This is a genomic window from Pseudomonas triclosanedens (assembly GCF_026686735.1).
GTDB lineage: Bacteria > Pseudomonadota > Gammaproteobacteria > Pseudomonadales > Pseudomonadaceae > Pseudomonas > Pseudomonas triclosanedens.
This window is the reverse complement of record NZ_CP113432.1, coordinates 918,121-934,296: the sequence shown is the minus strand read 5'-3', so window position 1 is coordinate 934,296 and position 16,176 is coordinate 918,121. Positions and strand designations below refer to the sequence as shown.

The window sequence follows — 16,176 nt, the reverse complement described above, 5'->3', positions numbered from 1 at the left end:
ACCGATCTGCCAGGACCATATCCCATGTCCCACGTACCCCAAGTGAAGATCCCCGCCACCTACATCCGCGGCGGCACCAGCAAGGGCGTGTTCTTCCGCCTGCAGGACCTGCCCGAGCGCTGCCAGGTGCCCGGCGAAGCGCGCGACAGGCTGTTCATGCGCGTGATCGGCAGTCCCGACCCCTACGGCGCGCACATCGACGGCATGGGCGGCGCGACCTCCAGCACCAGCAAGTGCGTGATCCTGTCGAAAAGCACCCAGCCGGGCCACGACGTCGACTACCTTTACGGGCAGATCTCCATCGACAAGGCCTTCGTCGACTGGAGCGGCAACTGCGGCAACCTCTCCACCGCCGCCGGCTCCTTCGCCCTGCATGCCGGGCTGGTCGATCCATCGCGCATCCCGGACAACGGCACCTGCGTGGTGCGCATCTGGCAAGCCAACATCCAGAAAACCATCATCGCCCACGTGCCGGTCACCAATGGCCAGGTGCAGGAAACCGGCGACTTCGAGCTGGACGGTGTGACCTTCCCCGCTGCCGAGATCGTGCTGGAGTTCCTCGACCCGTCCGACGATGGCGAGGATGGCGGCGCCATGTTCCCCACCGGCAACCTGGTGGATGATCTGGACGTTCCCGGTGTCGGTACCTTCAAGGCGACCATGATCAGCGCGGGGATCCCCACGGTGTTCGTCAACGCCGAAGACATCGGCTACACCGGCACCGAGCTGCGCGAAGCCATCAATGGCGACCCGGAGCAACTGGCTCGCTTCGAGAAGATCCGCATCGCCGGCGCCCTGCGCATGGGGCTGATCAAGACCCCGGAAGAAGCGGCGACCCGCCAGCACACACCGAAGATCGCCTTCGTCGCGCCGCCGAAAAACTACCGCACCTCCAGCGGCAAGGAAGTGCAGGCCGGCGATATCGACCTGGTAGTCCGCGCACTGTCGATGGGCAAGCTGCACCACGCCATGATGGGCACCGCCGCCGTAGCCATCGGCACCGCCGCCGCCATCCCCGGAACACTGGTGAACCTCGCCGCCGGCGGTGGCGAGCGCAGCGCCGTGCGCTTCGGGCACCCATCGGGCACGCTGCGCGTTGGCGCCGAGGCGAAGCAGGTGAACGGTGAGTGGACCGTGACCAAGGCCATCATGAGCCGCAGCTCGCGCATTCTCATGGAAGGCTGGGTACGGGTGCCGGGCGACTCGTTCTGATCGCTGGTTTTCCCCGTGAAAGCACAAGGCCCGCCGATGCGGGCCTTGTCGTTTCGGCTCTCGTGGGGGGCGGCGTGGAGCGGCCCGGGAGCCTGTTGATGGGTATCGCTGCGCTCCACCCATCCTACGGCTGGCTTCAATTGCGGGAGGGGATGCTCGGCCAATCGCCGACAAGGCCCGCTCCTACCGGGTAATACCGGCGCAAGCCCGATCCGTAGAAGCAACCGTCCAGGTAGGTTTGTAGGATGGCGTGGAGCGGAGCGATACCCATCGAGATTCGCGCGACCCTGTTGATGGGTATCGCTGCGCTCCACCCATCCTACGGCTGGCTTCAATTGCGGGAGGGGATGCTCGACGCATCGGGGGCACCAATGCCTCAGGCGATGAAATCGCCCTGCAATTGCTCCAGCAACACCTGAATGCGCGCCAGGCGCACGGTCGGGTCGTCCATCTCCAGCAACACCTGCTTCTGATCCCGCTCGAACGGCAGCAGGTAGGCGAGCTGACAGGCCAGTTCCTGCTGGCCGTTGACCTCCCCGCCCATCTCCAGCGCGGAGACCATCGGGTGCATGGACAGTGCCTCCAGCAACGCGGCAAGATCGTCGTGCTCTTTGGTCAGCGGTTGGTCGGGCTGCTCATCCAGCCACTCCACCTCGGCCACGGTCAGTTGGTCCGGCTGCACATTGGCAGACACGACGCGAAAGCGCCGGCCACCCTCGACGCGAATTCCCAGCAAACCATTGGGCCGTTGCTGCCAGTCGCGGATACGTGCTTCGCAGCCAACCAGGCTGTAGCGCTCCGGCGCGTCGCCGACCTCCTCGCCCTCGACGATGCCCACAACGCCGAACCCGCAGTTCTGCTTCATGCAGCGGCCGATCATGTCCAGGTAGCGCGCCTCGAATATCTGCAGATCGAGGCGGCAACCGGGAAACAGCACGGTGTTGAGGGGAAACAGCGGGAAACTCATGGACACTCCCTTTGATGATCAGAGCCCGCTGACGATCTGGCGGGCAAGCCGCAGCAGATCGTCAGCAGGCCCCTCAGGCGATAAGCGCTACAGCCAACGGTAGCAGCACTGCCGTGGCCACGCCCATCAGGCTCATGGCCAGCGCAGCGAAGGCGCCGCACTCCTCGCCTTCCTGCAATGCACGAGAGGTGCCCACCGCATGGGCAGTCATGCCCAGCGCCATCCCCTGCGCAGCCGGGTGATGGACACCGACGCGGCGCAGCAGCTCCGGACCGAGGATGGCGCCGAGCACGCCGGTAATCAGCACGAACACCGCCGCCAGCGCCGCCACGCCGCCAATCTGGCTGGCCACCAGCATGGCGATCGGCGATGTCACCGACTTGGGCGCCAGGCTCATGAGCATCTCGTGATCGACGCCGAACAGCCAGCCCAGGCCGATGCCCAGCCCGGTGGCGAACAGGCCGGCCACCAGCAAGGTGATCAGTGTCGGCCAGAACAACTGGCGAATGCGCCTGAGATTGAGGAACAGCGGCACCGCCAGCGCCACGGTGGCCGGGCCGAGCAGGATGGTCAGCACCTTCGCGCTGGCGCTGTATTCGGCATAGTCGATGCCGCAGGCGAGCAGCACCCCAATGACGATCAGCATCGACACCAGCACCGGCTGCAGAAATACCCAGCGCGTGCGTTCGTATGCGGCCAGCGCCAACTGGTAGGCGCCTAAGGTGACGCCGACGCAGAACAGCGGATGGTGGATGACCGAAGACACCGCGCCTTGCCAGTCGAACATCACGCCTCCTCCTTGTGCTTGCGCTGGCGGTCGATGAGCTTCTGCATCAGCCAGCCGGCGAAGACGAAGGACACCAGCAGCGACAGCGCCAGGGCGCCGACGATGGCCCAGAAATCGGCTGCGATCTGCTTCGCATAGACCATCACCCCGACCGCCGCCGGCACCAGCAGCAACGGCAGGTAACGCAGCAGCGAACTGGCGGCCTCGTTTACCGGCGCGCTCACCTCGCCGTTCCACACCAGGAACGCGAAGAGCAGCACCAGCCCAATGATGGGGCCGGGAATCATGTGCAGGATGAGAGCATTCAGACCCGTGCCGAGCAATTGGAACAGCACCAGCCAGGTCAGGCCGCGTAACAGCATGGGAACATCTCCAGCGCAAGGAGACACCATTATGCCCAGCCGGGCACTGCTATGGCACGGCATTCGCCCAAAGCATGAAACGCCGGGGTGGCTTGACCACACCCTGCCCGCATGCTGATCTACAGGCGGCTCCTAGCCCCGCAGGCCGCATTAGAAGAACAACGTATTCCCCGGAGGAAACATGGCATTCGTACCTGTAAGCGCACTGAAGGACTACATCGGCAAGGACCTGGGCCATTCGCAGTGGATCACCGTCGATCAACAGCGCATCAACCAGTTCGCCGAGTGCACCGAGGACCACCAGTTCATCCACGTCGACCCGGAGAAGGCGAAGAAGACCCCCTTCGGCGGCACCATCGCCCACGGCTTCCTGTCGCTGTCGCTGATCCCCAAGCTCTGCGAAGGCCTGCTGGTGCTTCCGGAAAATCCCAAGATGGTCGTCAACTACGGCCTGGACAGCGTGCGCTTCATCCAACCGGTGCCGGTCGACTCACGCGTGCGCCTGCAGGTGACCATCACCGACATCACCGAGAAGAACCCAGGCCAGTGGCTGATCAAGGCGCGCTGCACCCTGGAGATCGAGGGCCTGCCCAAGCCGGCCTACATCGCCGAGTCTCTGAGCCTGTGCTTCGTCTGAAGACTCGTCATCAGCGTGCAACGCACGCTTGAGAAAAAAGCCCGCGTACGCGGGCTTTTTTGCGTCACACTCATGCGCGCCCACCAAGCCACTCGAGAACCCAATGCTGCGCAACTGCCTGCCCCTCGGCCTCGTCCTGCTCCTTGCCGCCTGCGGTAATGGCGAACCGCTGACCCCGCCCGACGGCCGCCTGCCCGACGGCGCCCGCTACCGCGGCACACTGGTCGACGGCCAATTGCAGGGCAAGGGACGACTCGACTACCCCAACGGCGCCTGGTACGAAGGCGGCTTCGACAAGGGCCTGCAGAGCGGCCACGGCGAGTGGCACGGCGGCGACGGCAGCATCTACGTCGGCGAGTTCCGCGAAGGCCTGTTCGATGGTCGTGGACGCCTGCAGTTCGCCGACGGCAGCGTCTACGACGGCCAGTTCAAGCGCGGCGAATTCGACGGCGAGGGCCGTCTGAGCCAGGGCGGAACCACCTACAGCGGAGGCTTCCGCAATGGCTTGTTCAACGGCCTGGGCAGCCTCGAACAGCCTGACGGAACCCGCCACCAGGGCTTCTTCGCCAAGGGCCAGGCCAACGGCGAAGGCGCCCGCCAGGACAGCCTCGGCAACCAGTACAGCGGGCAGTTCAGGAACGGCGTGCTCGAAGGCAAGGGCACCTTCCGCGACGACGCCGGCGACCACTACGCCGGCGAGTTCCGCAACGACCAGTTCGACGGTTCGGGGCGTTTCCAGAACGCCAGCGGCGACGTGTGGCTCGGCCGTTTCAGGGAGGGCTCGCTGGATGGTCCGGGGGAGTTCATCGGCAGCGATGGCAGCCGCTACAAAGGCGAATTCCGCCGCTGGCGATTCCACGGCAAGGGCACGCTCACCCAGGCCGACGGCCAGGTCTACAATGGCGGCTTCGCCCACGGCCAATACTCGGGCGAAGGTACTCTCACCCGCAGTGATGGCAGCGTACTGCGCGGCAACTGGAACGCCGGCCAACGGCTGCGCGACGAAAACGGCAAGCTGCTGCCCAGCTCGCTGGAAGTCGGCCTGCTGGAACAGGGCGCATTGCTCGACAAGGCGCTGGACGCCATCCCGCAATCGACGCCCGCCATCGAACTCTATGGCCTGAGCGTAGGCGGCGATGGCAAGCAGAGCGTATTCCTGCGCGAAGCCGACTATGTCGCCAGGCTGCTCGGCGAACGCTTCGGCAGCCGCGGCGTGGTGACCCTGGTGAACCATCGCGACCACCTCGCCGACCGGCCGATGGCAACTCGCGAAAGCCTCGCCCGCACCCTGCGCACGCTAGCCGAGCGCAGCGGCCCGGAAGACCTCATCTTCATCTACCTGACCAGCCACGGCTCCCATGATCACCAACTGGTGCTGGACGTGCCGGGCCTCAAGCTCAATGACCTGCCGGCCAGCGAACTGGCCACCCTGCTCGCACCGCTGAAAGACCGCCACAAGATCCTGGTGATCTCGGCCTGCTACAGCGGCGGCTTCATCCCTCCGCTCAAGGATGACAAGACCCTGATCATGACCGCCGCACGCAGCGACCGGGTATCCTTCGGTTGCTCCGAGGAAGCCGACTTCACCTACTTCGGCGATGCGCTGTTCGCCAAGGCGTTCCAGCAGACCGATGACCTCAAGGAGGCCTTCGCGCAGGCCACCGCCACCGTCGCCCGGCGCGAGAAAGAGGAAGAGTTCGAAGCATCCGAGCCACAACTCTGGGCGCCGGCGGAGGTCCTAAGCCGCTGGCAGGCCCTGCGTGCGCAGCAGGCGCATGTCTCGACGAAAAATGCCGCCATGCAGGCAAAACAATAGGCCGGCAACTAAGCTTGTCCGTGTGTCAGGGAGAAACACAGATGTACTCAACACCGACGAACATTCTGCTTGCGGGCGCTACCGGTCTGACCGGCGAGCACCTGCTGGACCGCATGCTCAACGAACCCACGGTCAAACGCGTGGTAGCACCGGCTCGCCGCGCGCTGGCCGAACACCCACGCCTGGAAAACCCGATCGGCCCGCTGGCCGAACTCATCCCGGCACTGACCCGGCCGATCGATACCGTGTTCTGCTGCCTGGGCACCACCATCAAGGAGGCAGGCTCCGAAGAAGCCTTCCGCAACGTCGACTTCGACCTGCCGGTGGCTCTTGGCAAGCGCGCCCTGGAGCTCGGCGCACGGCACTACCTGGTAGTCAGCGCGCTGGGCGCCGATAGCAAGTCGTCGATCTTCTACAGCCGGATCAAGGGTGAACTCGAAGACGCCCTGCGCCAGCAAGGCTGGCCACAACTGACCATCGCCCGTCCTTCGCTGCTGCTCGGCCAGCGCGAAGAAGTGCGTCTGGCCGAGCTGCTCGCCGCCCCCTTCGCCCGCATCCTGCCGGGCAAGCTGCATGGCATCGAAGCCTGCGCCCTGGCCCGCGCCCTCTGGCGCCTGGCGCTGGAAACCGGCAAGGGCACGCGGATCGTCGAGTCGGACGAGTTGCGCAAGCTGGGCAAGTAATCCCGCCGGATCCCACTCGACTGCTCTTGCAGGATGCCCCCTGAGCGATCTTCGGGCTGTTCAGCAAAAGGGGGGTCAATTCCCGCCGCGCACCTGCAACCCGACACCCAGCTCCGCCGCGACGGAGAACGGCAGCAGCAGGGTGTCCAGCAGCGCGCTACCAGGCAGGTCCAGGCCCGGGTAGGCTGGCGCCTCAGTACCGAAGCGGTCCATCGGGCAGCAGCCGCCATGCAGCGAATACCAGTCCAGCCGGGTGCCGGCGTAGATCAGGGGCGCATCGGGCTTGGCTGCGTTGAGAGTCTTCACGGTGGCGCAACCGCCCAGTTGCAGCAGCAACAGGGCGACGAAAAGCTTATTCGTCACTGACAAGATGGTGTTCGCCCCAGCGCGGCAGCATGTCCTGGGGAATGCCCAGTTGATTGAGGATACGCGCGACGACGAAGTCGATCAGGTCGTCCACCGTCTGCGGCTGATGATAGAAACCCGGAGCAGCCGGCAGGATCACCGCGCCCATATTGGACAGCTTGAGCATGTTCTCCAGATGGATGCTGGAGAACGGCGTCTCACGCGGCACCAGGATCAACTGGCGGCGCTCCTTCAGGGCCACGTCGGCGGCGCGCTCGATCAGGTTGTTGCAGGCACCGGTGGCAATGGCGGACAGGGTACCGGTGGAACAGGGCACCACCACCATCGCGCTGGGCGCGCCGGAGCCGGAAGCCACGGGGGCCATCCAGTCTTCCTTGCCGTACACGCGAATCTGCCCAGGCGCGGCCCCGGTGTACTCGCTGAGGAACGCCTGAATCGCCTGCGGCTTGCCCGGCAGGGTCACGTCGGTCTCGGTGGCCACCACCAGTTGCGCGGCCTTGGAGATCAGGAAGTGCACTTCGCGGTCCTCCTGCACCAGGCAGTCGAGCAGGCGCAGGCCATACTGCGCGCCGGAAGCGCCGGTCATGGCCAGGGTGATGCGTTCGGCTCCAGCCATGCTCAGCCCTCCAGCGCCTTGGCGAGCTTGCCGTGCAGGCCGCCGAAACCGCCGTTGCTCATGATCACTACCTGGGTGCCCGGCGTGGCGATCGCCTTCACGCCCTCGATGATGGCATCCAGCGAATCGCAGACCTGCGTGGGCACGGTGGAGCTGGCCACGGTGGCGGCCAGGTCCCAGCCCAGGTTCGGCGGCGCGTACCAGAACACGTTGTCGGCCTGCACCACGGACTCCGGCAGGCCGTCGCGGTGGGCGCCGAGTTTCATGGAGTTGGAGCGTGGTTCGACCACGGCGATCATCGGCGCATCGCCCACGCGCTTGCGCAGGCCGTCCAGCGTGGTGGCGATGGCGGTCGGGTGATGGGCGAAATCGTCGTAGATGGTCACGCCGTTGACCTCGGCGACCTTCTCCATGCGCCGCTTGACGCTCTTGAAGGCCGACAGCGCGGCGCAACCCAGCTCCGGCACCACACCGACATGCCGGGCCGCCGCGAGGCAGGCCAGGGCGTTGGCGACGTTGTGCTGGCCGGTCAGCTCCCAGTCCACGGTGCCCTGCGGCTTGCCGTCGAACAGCACCTCGAAGCGCGAGCCATCCTCACTGAGCAGGCGCGCCTGCCACTGGCCGCCTTCGCCGGTGGTCTGTACCGGGGTCCAGCAGCCCATCCCGATCACGCGCTTGAGCGCGGTTTCGGAGGTGGGATGAATGATCAGGCCCTCGCCGGGAATGGTACGCACCAGATGGTGGAACTGGCGCTCGATGGCGGCGAGATCGGGAAAGATATCCGCGTGGTCGAATTCCAGATTATTCAGGATCGCCGTGCGCGGGTGGTAGTGGACGAACTTGGAGCGCTTGTCGAAGAAGGCGCTGTCGTACTCGTCGGCCTCGACCACGAAGAACGGGGTGCCGCCCAGGCGCGCGGAAACGCCGAAGTTCTGCGGCACGCCGCCGATCAGGAAGCCCGGGCTCATACCGGCATGCTCCAGCACCCAGGCCAGCATGCTGCTGGTGGTGGTCTTGCCGTGGGTGCCGGCGGCGGCCAGGACCCAGCGGCCTTGCAGCACATGGTCGGCCAGCCATTGCGGGCCGGACACGTAGGGCAGCCCCTTGTTCAGCACATGCTCCACCGCCGGATTGCCGCGCGACAGGGCGTTGCCGACGACCACGAGGTCCGGCGCGGGGTCGAGGTGCGCCGGATCGTAACCCTGCATCAGTTCGATGCCCTGGGCTTCGAGCTGGGTACTCATGGGCGGGTAGACGTTGGCATCGGAGCCGGTCACGCGGTGGCCGAGCTCCTTGGCCAGGACGGCCAGCGACCCCATGAAGGTGCCGCAGATGCCGAGGATGTGGATGTGCATGCAGACTCCTGCAATCAAGCCGTTCAAGGCGCTTCGAATGGGCGGCAGAGTAGCACAGCGCACCCTCGCGCGGCCCGCTGCCGGGGCATCAGACGACGAGGTGAAAGGGCGGTTCCCGGTGGCCCGAGAATGTTGTCACGGATGCGAACCCGCAGCGATACCCATGCCGATCCTACCCGGCATCGATGGGTATCGCTGCGCTCCACGCCATCCTAGGAAAGGCTCTTCCTGCTCAGGCCGTGGCGGTTGAGCTTGCGGTAGAGGGTATTGCGGCTGATACCCAGTTGCTGCGCGGTGCGGCTGATGTGCCAGCGCTGCGCTTCGAGCACTTCCAGCAGCGCATTGCGCTCGGCCACGCCGAGGGTGTCACCGCCCTCCTCGGCCATGACGGCGGGGGTCGCAGCGGGAGCCAGCGCACGGCGCAGGTCCGGCGGCAGATCGGCCATCTGGATACGCCCGCCCTCGCACAGCGCGCAGAGCGTCCGCAGCACGTTGCGCAACTGGCGCACGTTGCCCGGCCAGGAGTAGTCCAGCAGATGCCGACGCACATCCTCGTCCAGGCGCACGAGGCGGCCCTTGCTTTCGTCGGCGAGCAGATGGTCGAGCAGCGCGCCACGGTCCTCGCGCTCGCGCAGCGGCGGCAACGCGACCACCAGGCCGTTGAGGCGGTAGTACAGGTCCTCGCGGAATTGCCCGGCGGCGACCAGCGCTTCCAGGTCACGGTGGCTGGCGCTGATCAGGCGGATATCCACCTCCTGCGGCTCGCCGCCGATGGGCACTACCTGGCGCTCTTCCAGCACGCGCAGCAGACGCGTCTGCAACGCCAGCGGCATATCGCCGATCTCGTCGAGGAACAGCGTGCCGCCGTCGGCCTGTTGCAGCTTGCCGCGCATGCCTTCCTTGCGCGCACCAGTGAAACTGCCGCCGCGATAGCCGAACAGTTCGCTCTCGATCAGGCTCTCGGGGATCGCCGCGCAGTTCAGCGCGACGAACGCCTTGCCAGCGCGCTCACCGCCCTGGTGCACGGCACGGGCGAAGGCCTCCTTGCCGGTGCCAGTTTCGCCCTGAAGCAGCAGCGGCACGTCGTGGGCGTAGACCTTCAGGGCACGTCGGAAGTCATGGGCCAGGCGCTGGTCGGCGATGCACAGCCCGGCGGCCAGCGGCGCTCGCGGCAACACCGGCGCGGCCGCCACCGGGCGCTCACCGCGCAGCAGGGCATACAGAACGCGCCCGGAATGCGTGCGCAGCGGCCAACCGGCATTGGGACGCGGATCGGCTCGGCCGAGCAGGTCGTCCAGATGACAGTCGAAGAACTGCTCCAGCGAACGGCCGACGAGGCTCTCGCGATGGCTGCCAAGCAGGTTGATGGCGCTCTGGTTGGCCGCCAGGATGCGGCCGCTCCCGTCGAAGGCGAGCATGCCTTCGCTGAACAGGCCGAGGCCGTCCGGTTGCAGGTGGAACCGCAGCAGCCACTGATCTTCGAAATGACGCAGGAAATAGCAGCCCTCGATGGTCTTGGCCGAAAGGTTCACCAGCGCCATCGTGTGGAACTGGCTTTGCCGCGAAACCTCGCGGCGTGCGGAGGAAACGTCGAGCACCGCGAGCAGTTCGCCCTGCGGGTCGAACACCGGGCTGGCCGAGCAGGTCAGGCCGGTATGGCGGCTGCGGAAGTGTTCGTCCTGGTGGATGGTCAGTGCCTGGCGCTCGACCAGGCAGGTGCCGATGCCGTTGGTGCCTTCGTGCGCCTCGCTCCAGTCCGCGCCGAGCCACAGCCCGGCCTGCTCGAAGGTGCGCCGTTCGGCGTCTTCGCTGACGCAGTTGAGGATGATCCCGCGCGAGTCGGTGAGCAGCACCGCATGGCCGGCGCCGGAAAGCTGCTGGTGCAGGCTGTTCATCTCGCCGCTGGCGATCTCCAGCACCTGCCGCAGGTGCTCGCGGCGCTCCAGCATGCAGGCATGCTCCAGGACCGTCGGCGCGCGGTTCTGCGCGGGATCGAGATGGTACTGCTCCAGGCAACGCAGCCAGGAGCGGGCAATCGAAGGATCGGCACCCGGCGCTCCGGCGCGAACCCTGCCCTCGGCCACGGTCATGACCTGGCGGGCGTGGCGGCTCATATCGTTGGCACGCATTCTTGTTGTTCTCCGCAGAGGGGACGGGAGGCAGTCCCGAACGTCCGCCACGGTCATGGATCGGCGGCGAACTTCCACAGCATCCCCCACGCCCCCAGGCATTGCAACGCCTGTCCGACCGTCAGGTCACGACTGTCACGGATACGGGACAAAGTGTCACCGGGTACTGTCCCGCAGGCGCTACAGCGCGCCTTGCGGACAAACCGGCCAGCGCCCCCGGAGCCTTGCCCGGCGGGACTTGCGCTGGCATGGCCCGGCCCTTGCTCTACGCTTGATCAACGTCCTCCCCAACAAGCACAAGACCCAGGAGATTCGACCATGCGTTACGCCCATCCCGGTACCGAAGGCGCCATCGTTTCCTTCAAGGCGCGCTACGGCAACTACATCGGCGGCGAGTTCGTCCCGCCAGTGAAGGGTCAGTACTTCACCAATACCTCGCCGGTGAACGGCCAGGCGATCGCAGAATTCCCCCGATCTGACGCCTCGGACATCGACAAGGCGCTGGACGCCGCCCACGCCGCAGCCGATGCCTGGGGCCGTACCTCGGTGCAGGACCGCTCGCTGATCCTGCTCAAGATCGCCGACCGAATCGAGCAGAACCTGGAGTTGCTGGCCGTCACCGAAACCTGGGACAACGGCAAGCCGATCCGCGAAACCCTCAATGCCGACATCCCGCTGGCTGCCGATCACTTCCGCTATTTCGCCGGCTGCATCCGCGCCCAGGAAGGCTCCGCCGCCGAAATCAACGACAGCACCGTGGCCTATCACATCCACGAGCCGCTGGGCGTGGTCGGGCAGATCATCCCGTGGAACTTCCCGTTGCTGATGGCTGCATGGAAACTCGCCCCGGCCCTCGCCGCCGGCAACTGTGTCGTGCTCAAGCCGGCCGAGCAGACGCCGCTGGGCATCTGCGTGCTGATGGAGCTGATCGGCGACCTGCTGCCCAAGGGCGTGCTCAACGTCGTCCAGGGCTTCGGCCGCGAAGCCGGCGAGGCTCTGGCCACCAGCAAGCGCATCGCCAAGATCGCCTTCACCGGCTCCACCCCGGTGGGCTCGCACATTCTGAAATGCGCCGCCGAGAACATCATTCCGTCCACCGTGGAACTGGGCGGCAAGAGCCCGAACATCTACTTCGAAGACATCATGCAGGCCGAGGAAACCTTCATCGAGAAGGCCGCCGAGGGCCTGGTGCTGGCGTTCTTCAACCAGGGCGAAGTGTGCACTTGCCCATCCCGCGCGCTGGTGCAGGAGTCCATCTACCCGCAGTTCATGGATGTGGTGATGAAGAAGGTGAAGGCGATCAAGCGCGGCGACCCGCTGGACACCGACACGATGGTCGGCGCGCAGGCGTCGCAGCAGCAGTACGAGAAGATCCTCTCCTACCTCGACATCGCCCAGCAGGAAGGCGCGCAGGTGCTGGTGGGCGGCGCGGTGGAGAAGCTCGAAGGCAACCTCTCCAGCGGCTATTACATCCAGCCGACCCTGCTCAAGGGCAGCAACAGGATGCGCGTGTTCCAGGAGGAGATCTTCGGCCCGGTGGTGGGCGTCACCACCTTCAAGGATGAGGCCGAGGCGCTGGCGATCGCCAACGACACCGAGTACGGCCTGGGCGCCGGCGTATGGACCCGCGACATCAACCGCGCCTACCGCATGGGCCGTGGCATCAAGGCCGGCCGCGTGTGGACCAACTGCTACCACCTGTACCCGGCGCACGCCGCGTTCGGCGGTTACAAGAAATCCGGCGTGGGCCGCGAGACCCACAAGATGATGCTCGACCACTACCAGCAGACCAAGAACCTGCTGGTGAGCTACGACATCAACCCGCTGGGCTTCTTCTGACCGCCCGCCCGGCCCGCCGGGCGGCTTCAACGTTCACTACTTTGCGCGGCCCACGGGCCGCGCTTTTTTGTCTGCGAAACGGTTTGGATGGCTATCTTTCGCAGGAGCAACCCACCCAGTCAGATCGGCAGGCTGGGTGGAGCGAAGCGATACCAGATCAAACGCTCGCTTGGATTGCGCTTTCCACAATTTCTGGTGCAGCATCGGACGAGATGGCTATCCGCTGGCATAGCCCCTGCATTGCCATACCAGCCCATTCACATCACGCCGAGGCCCGCCCATGCGCATCGTGCAAGCCACGCTCGACCACCTCGATCTGCTAGCCCCGCTGTTCGTCAAATACCGCGAGTTCTACGGCATGCTGCCCTACCCCGAGTCGTCGCGGAAATTCCTCGAGAAGCGCCTGCGCCGCAAGGAATCGGTGATCTACCTGGCCCTGCCGGACGACGATGACGGCAAGCTGCTGGGCTTCTGCCAGCTCTACCCCAGCTTCTCCTCGCTGTCGCTCAAGCGCGTGTGGATCCTCAACGACATCTACGTCGCCGAGGAGGCTCGCCGCCAACTGGTCGCCGACCACCTGCTGCAAACAGCCCGGCAGATGGCCCGCGAGACCCAGGCAGTGCGCATGCGCGTCTCCACCAGCGTCAACAACGAAGTGGCGCAGAAGGTCTACGAGTCCATCGGCTTCCGCGAAGACAGCGAGTTCAAGAACTACATCCTGCCGATCAGCGACGACCTCGTCTGAGGCTATCAGCGGCCCGCTGGTCTCGGCGGGCCAGACGCACTAGAGTGATGGCCGGCCATCGCATCGCCGTCTTCGCCGGCCGAGGGTTCCCCATGCGTCGTCCCCTGATCGTCAGCCTCCTCCTCACGCTCGCCTGTTCCGCCGTCCAGGCCCAGACCCTGCGTATCGCCACGCTGGACTGGGCCCCCTACGTCGGTCCAGACCTTCCCGGCCACGGCCTTGCCAGCCGCATTCTCGACGAAGCCCTGGCGCTCAACGGCGACAAGGCCGAACTGGTCTTCCTGCCCTGGCAACGAGCGCTCAACGAGACCCGCGAAGGGCGCTTCGATGCGCTGATGCCAGCCTACCTCTCGGCTGACCGCAGCGCGGACTTCTATACTTCCATGCCGCTGCTGGATTCCCAACTGGGCTTCTTCCGTCGCCGCGACCATGCGCTGCCGATAGAACCGAGCAACCTCGAAAGCCTGCGCCCCTATCGCATCGGCGTCGTGCGCGGCTACGTCAACCAGACTGCCTTCGACCAGGCCGACTACCTCACCAAGGACGTGGTCAGCAGCGACTGGCAGAACCTGGAAAAGCTTCTGCGCGGACGCATCGACCTGGCGGTGGCCGACCGCTATACCGGCTATCAGTTGCTCGCCCAGAATGCGCCGGCGCTGCGCGACCAAGTGGTCTTCGTGGAACCGCCGCTCGACATCAAGCCACTGTACGTCCTGGTACCCAGGAGGCGCGCCGAGGGCGAGGCCCTGGCCGCCAGCCTCGACCGAAGCCTGCGCACCCTGCGCCGTAGCGGGCGCCTGCAACAACTGATCGCCGAAGCGCACCTGGAGACGGCCATGCGCTCGCGGGAAGTAGCTACCCACCCGGTAGCAGAACAGTCACCGTCCTCGGAGCAGAAATCCGATGAGCGTCTGCAGCCGGGCGGCATCACCGCCAGCCCCCTGCTGAGCTGGCAGGCCAGCCTGCTCTGACGCCCCGGCGGCTGCGCCTTGCGCATTTGTCACAGCGAATTTCAGCGCTCCTCCCAACCGAATTTTCACCTTCGACCTGTAATATCCTGCTGGCCGATGTTCGTCGCAGGACGCGACGATGCGCGCCCCGATGGCGCATCCGCCCCTATAATGCGCACCCCGGCCGTTCCCTCGTTGTCAAAACAGGCTCTCCATGGATTTCAACCCGATCGACCTCGTTCTGCACCTCGACACCTACTTGTCCCTGCTGGTGACCAACTACGGTGTATGGATCTACGCCATCCTGTTCCTGGTGATCTTCTGCGAAACCGGCCTCGTGGTGACGCCCTTCCTGCCCGGCGACTCACTGCTGTTCATCGCCGGCGCCATCTGCGCCACTGGCGGCATGGACCCTTGGCTGCTCGGCAGCCTCCTGCTGGTTGCGGCCATCACCGGCGACAGCACCAACTACGTGATCGGCCGGACCCTGGGCAAACGCCTGTTCAGCAACCCGAACTCCAAGATCTTCCGCCGCGACTACCTCGACCAGACCCACGCGTTCTATGAGCGTCACGGCGGCAAGACCGTGACCCTGGCGCGCTTCCTGCCCATCGTGCGCACCTTCGCGCCCTTCGTCGCCGGCATGGCCTACATGCCCTACCTGCGCTTCCTGTTCTTCAGCGTGGCCGGCAGCGTGGCCTGGGTCGGCGGCCTGGTCACCCTCGGCTATTTCTTCGGCAACGTCCCCTTCATCAAGCAGAACCTTTCGCTGATGATCATCGGCATCATCGCCTTCTCGCTGCTGCCCATGATCATCGGTTTCATCCGCCACAAGATGCGTCCGGCCGCCCCCAAGGCGCCGACCTCGGAGCATTGACCTGGCGATGTGGTCGTTCAGAGCCTGGCGGCGCCGGCGCTTCCTGGCCCGCCATCCGCTCGACCCGAAGCTCTGGGAGCGGGTACGCCAGCACCTGGCGATCCTCGATGGACTGAGCGACGACGAATTGCGTCTGCTCGGCGAGCGCGCGCGGCTGTTCCTGCGCGACAAGCATCTCTCCGCGCTGCCAGGAGTCGAGCTGGACGACTTCCGCCGCCTGCTCCTCGCCACCCAGGCAGAGCTGCTCCTGCTGCATCTGCCCGACCTCAACTGGTACCAGGGTTTCCATGAGCTGGTGCTCTACCCGGACGACTTCGTCAGCCCGCAGAAACACCGCGACCCCGCAGGGGTCATCCATGAATTCGACGACGAGCGCGCCGGGGAAACCTCGCTGCAAGGCCCGGTGATCCTCGCCTGGCCGGGCGTGGAAAACGGCGGCGGCTGGGACGCCTACAACCTAGTCATCCACGAGCTGGCGCACAAGCTGGACATGCTCAACGGCGACGCCAACGGCCTGCCGCCGCTGCACCGCGATATGCGCGTCAGCGACTGGGCCGCCGCCATGCAGTCGGCCTACGACCAGATGAACCGCCAGCTCGACCGCAACCCGCAGGCGCATACCGTCATCGACCCATACGCAGCCGAAAACCCCGCGGAGTTCTTCGCCGTCACCAGCGAATACTTCTTCACCGCGCCCGACCTGCTCCACACGACCTATCCAAAGGTCTATGAGCAGCTCGCACTGTTCTACCGGCAAGATCCGCTCTCGCGCCTGCACAAGCTCCAGCGCGAGCATCCCGAATATCAGGAAACTCAGGCGCACTAGCGGATGTCT

16 protein-coding genes are annotated in these 16,176 nt (G+C 65.7%); 9 read left to right on the top strand and 7 right to left on the bottom strand.

Annotated elements, in window-relative coordinates:
* Window positions 1-24: 24 nt before the first annotated feature.
* A complete protein-coding gene (gene prpF, locus OU419_RS04455; RefSeq protein ID WP_254471189.1) occupies window positions 25-1,212 on the top strand; it encodes a 2-methylaconitate cis-trans isomerase PrpF in 1,188 nt (395 codons plus the stop codon).
* Between the two features lie 376 nt (window positions 1,213-1,588).
* On the opposite strand, the gene OU419_RS04450 is transcribed toward prpF, so the two are convergent.
* From OU419_RS04450 to OU419_RS04440, 3 genes are all read right to left on the bottom strand, one after another.
* Window positions 1,589-2,179 (bottom strand): LON peptidase substrate-binding domain-containing protein, encoded by a 591-nt coding sequence (locus OU419_RS04450; RefSeq protein WP_254471190.1) that lies wholly within the window; start codon window positions 2,177-2,179, stop codon window positions 1,589-1,591.
* A gap of 73 nt (window positions 2,180-2,252) precedes the next feature.
* Window positions 2,253-2,966, bottom strand: coding sequence for an LrgB family protein (locus OU419_RS04445; protein ID WP_254471191.1), 714 nt, complete (start codon window positions 2,964-2,966; stop codon window positions 2,253-2,255).
* Window positions 2,966-3,328 carry a CidA/LrgA family protein gene (locus tag OU419_RS04440; protein WP_254471192.1) on the bottom strand — a complete coding sequence of 121 codons (363 nt, stop codon included), beginning with the start codon at window positions 3,326-3,328 and terminating at the stop codon, window positions 2,966-2,968. The genes OU419_RS04445 and OU419_RS04440 overlap by 1 nt, the downstream gene beginning before the upstream one ends.
* A gap of 181 nt (window positions 3,329-3,509) precedes the next feature.
* Here OU419_RS04440 and OU419_RS04435 point away from each other — a divergent pair, with 181 nt between their 5' ends.
* From OU419_RS04435 to OU419_RS04425, 3 genes are all read left to right on the top strand, one after another.
* The gene (locus OU419_RS04435; protein ID WP_045217066.1) at window positions 3,510-3,965 is read left to right on the top strand and encodes a MaoC family dehydratase; all 456 of its coding nucleotides are present in this window, start codon (window positions 3,510-3,512) and stop codon (window positions 3,963-3,965) included.
* 103 nt (window positions 3,966-4,068) lie between these two features.
* Window positions 4,069-5,781, top strand: a complete 1,713-nt coding sequence (locus OU419_RS04430) for a C13 family peptidase (RefSeq protein WP_254471193.1) — start codon at window positions 4,069-4,071, stop codon at window positions 5,779-5,781.
* A gap of 41 nt (window positions 5,782-5,822) precedes the next feature.
* Complete coding sequence (locus OU419_RS04425) at window positions 5,823-6,464, top strand: oxidoreductase (protein ID WP_254471194.1); 642 nt, start codon at window positions 5,823-5,825, stop codon at window positions 6,462-6,464.
* A gap of 75 nt (window positions 6,465-6,539) precedes the next feature.
* Here the strand turns inward: OU419_RS04425 and OU419_RS04420 are convergent, their stop codons facing one another.
* The 4 genes from OU419_RS04420 to OU419_RS04405 all read right to left on the bottom strand — a co-directional run bounded on the left by OU419_RS04420 (window position 6,540) and on the right by OU419_RS04405 (window position 10,930).
* The gene (locus tag OU419_RS04420) at window positions 6,540-6,827 is read right to left on the bottom strand and encodes a YceK/YidQ family lipoprotein (RefSeq protein ID WP_254471195.1); all 288 of its coding nucleotides are present in this window, start codon (window positions 6,825-6,827) and stop codon (window positions 6,540-6,542) included.
* Window positions 6,817-7,446 (bottom strand): flavin prenyltransferase UbiX, encoded by a 630-nt coding sequence (ubiX, locus tag OU419_RS04415; RefSeq protein WP_254471196.1) that lies wholly within the window; start codon window positions 7,444-7,446, stop codon window positions 6,817-6,819. The genes OU419_RS04420 and ubiX overlap by 11 nt, the downstream gene beginning before the upstream one ends.
* 2 nt (window positions 7,447-7,448) lie before the next feature.
* Entirely contained in the window at window positions 7,449-8,801 is a 1,353-nt protein-coding gene (gene mpl / locus OU419_RS04410) for a UDP-N-acetylmuramate:L-alanyl-gamma-D-glutamyl-meso-diaminopimelate ligase (RefSeq protein WP_254471197.1), read from the bottom strand.
* Between the two features lie 212 nt (window positions 8,802-9,013).
* A complete protein-coding gene (locus OU419_RS04405; RefSeq protein ID WP_254471198.1) occupies window positions 9,014-10,930 on the bottom strand; it encodes a sigma-54-dependent Fis family transcriptional regulator in 1,917 nt (638 codons plus the stop codon).
* A 318-nt stretch (window positions 10,931-11,248) separates the two neighbouring features.
* On the opposite strand from OU419_RS04405, the gene exaC reads away from it, so the two are divergent.
* The 5 genes from exaC (at window position 11,249) to OU419_RS04380 (ending at window position 16,167) form a co-directional block, all read left to right on the top strand.
* Window positions 11,249-12,769, top strand: coding sequence for an acetaldehyde dehydrogenase ExaC (exaC, locus tag OU419_RS04400; RefSeq protein ID WP_254471199.1), 1,521 nt, complete (start codon window positions 11,249-11,251; stop codon window positions 12,767-12,769).
* A gap of 280 nt (window positions 12,770-13,049) precedes the next feature.
* The gene (locus OU419_RS04395) at window positions 13,050-13,514 is read left to right on the top strand and encodes a GNAT family N-acetyltransferase (RefSeq protein WP_254471200.1); all 465 of its coding nucleotides are present in this window, start codon (window positions 13,050-13,052) and stop codon (window positions 13,512-13,514) included.
* A 92-nt stretch (window positions 13,515-13,606) separates the two neighbouring features.
* Entirely contained in the window at window positions 13,607-14,485 is an 879-nt protein-coding gene (locus tag OU419_RS04390) for a substrate-binding periplasmic protein (RefSeq protein ID WP_254471201.1), read from the top strand.
* A gap of 193 nt (window positions 14,486-14,678) precedes the next feature.
* The gene (locus OU419_RS04385) at window positions 14,679-15,341 is read left to right on the top strand and encodes a DedA family protein (RefSeq protein WP_254471202.1); all 663 of its coding nucleotides are present in this window, start codon (window positions 14,679-14,681) and stop codon (window positions 15,339-15,341) included.
* 7 nt (window positions 15,342-15,348) lie between these two features.
* Window positions 15,349-16,167, top strand: a complete 819-nt coding sequence (locus tag OU419_RS04380; protein WP_254471203.1) for a M90 family metallopeptidase — start codon at window positions 15,349-15,351, stop codon at window positions 16,165-16,167.
* The last annotated feature ends 9 nt before the right edge of the window (window positions 16,168-16,176 follow it).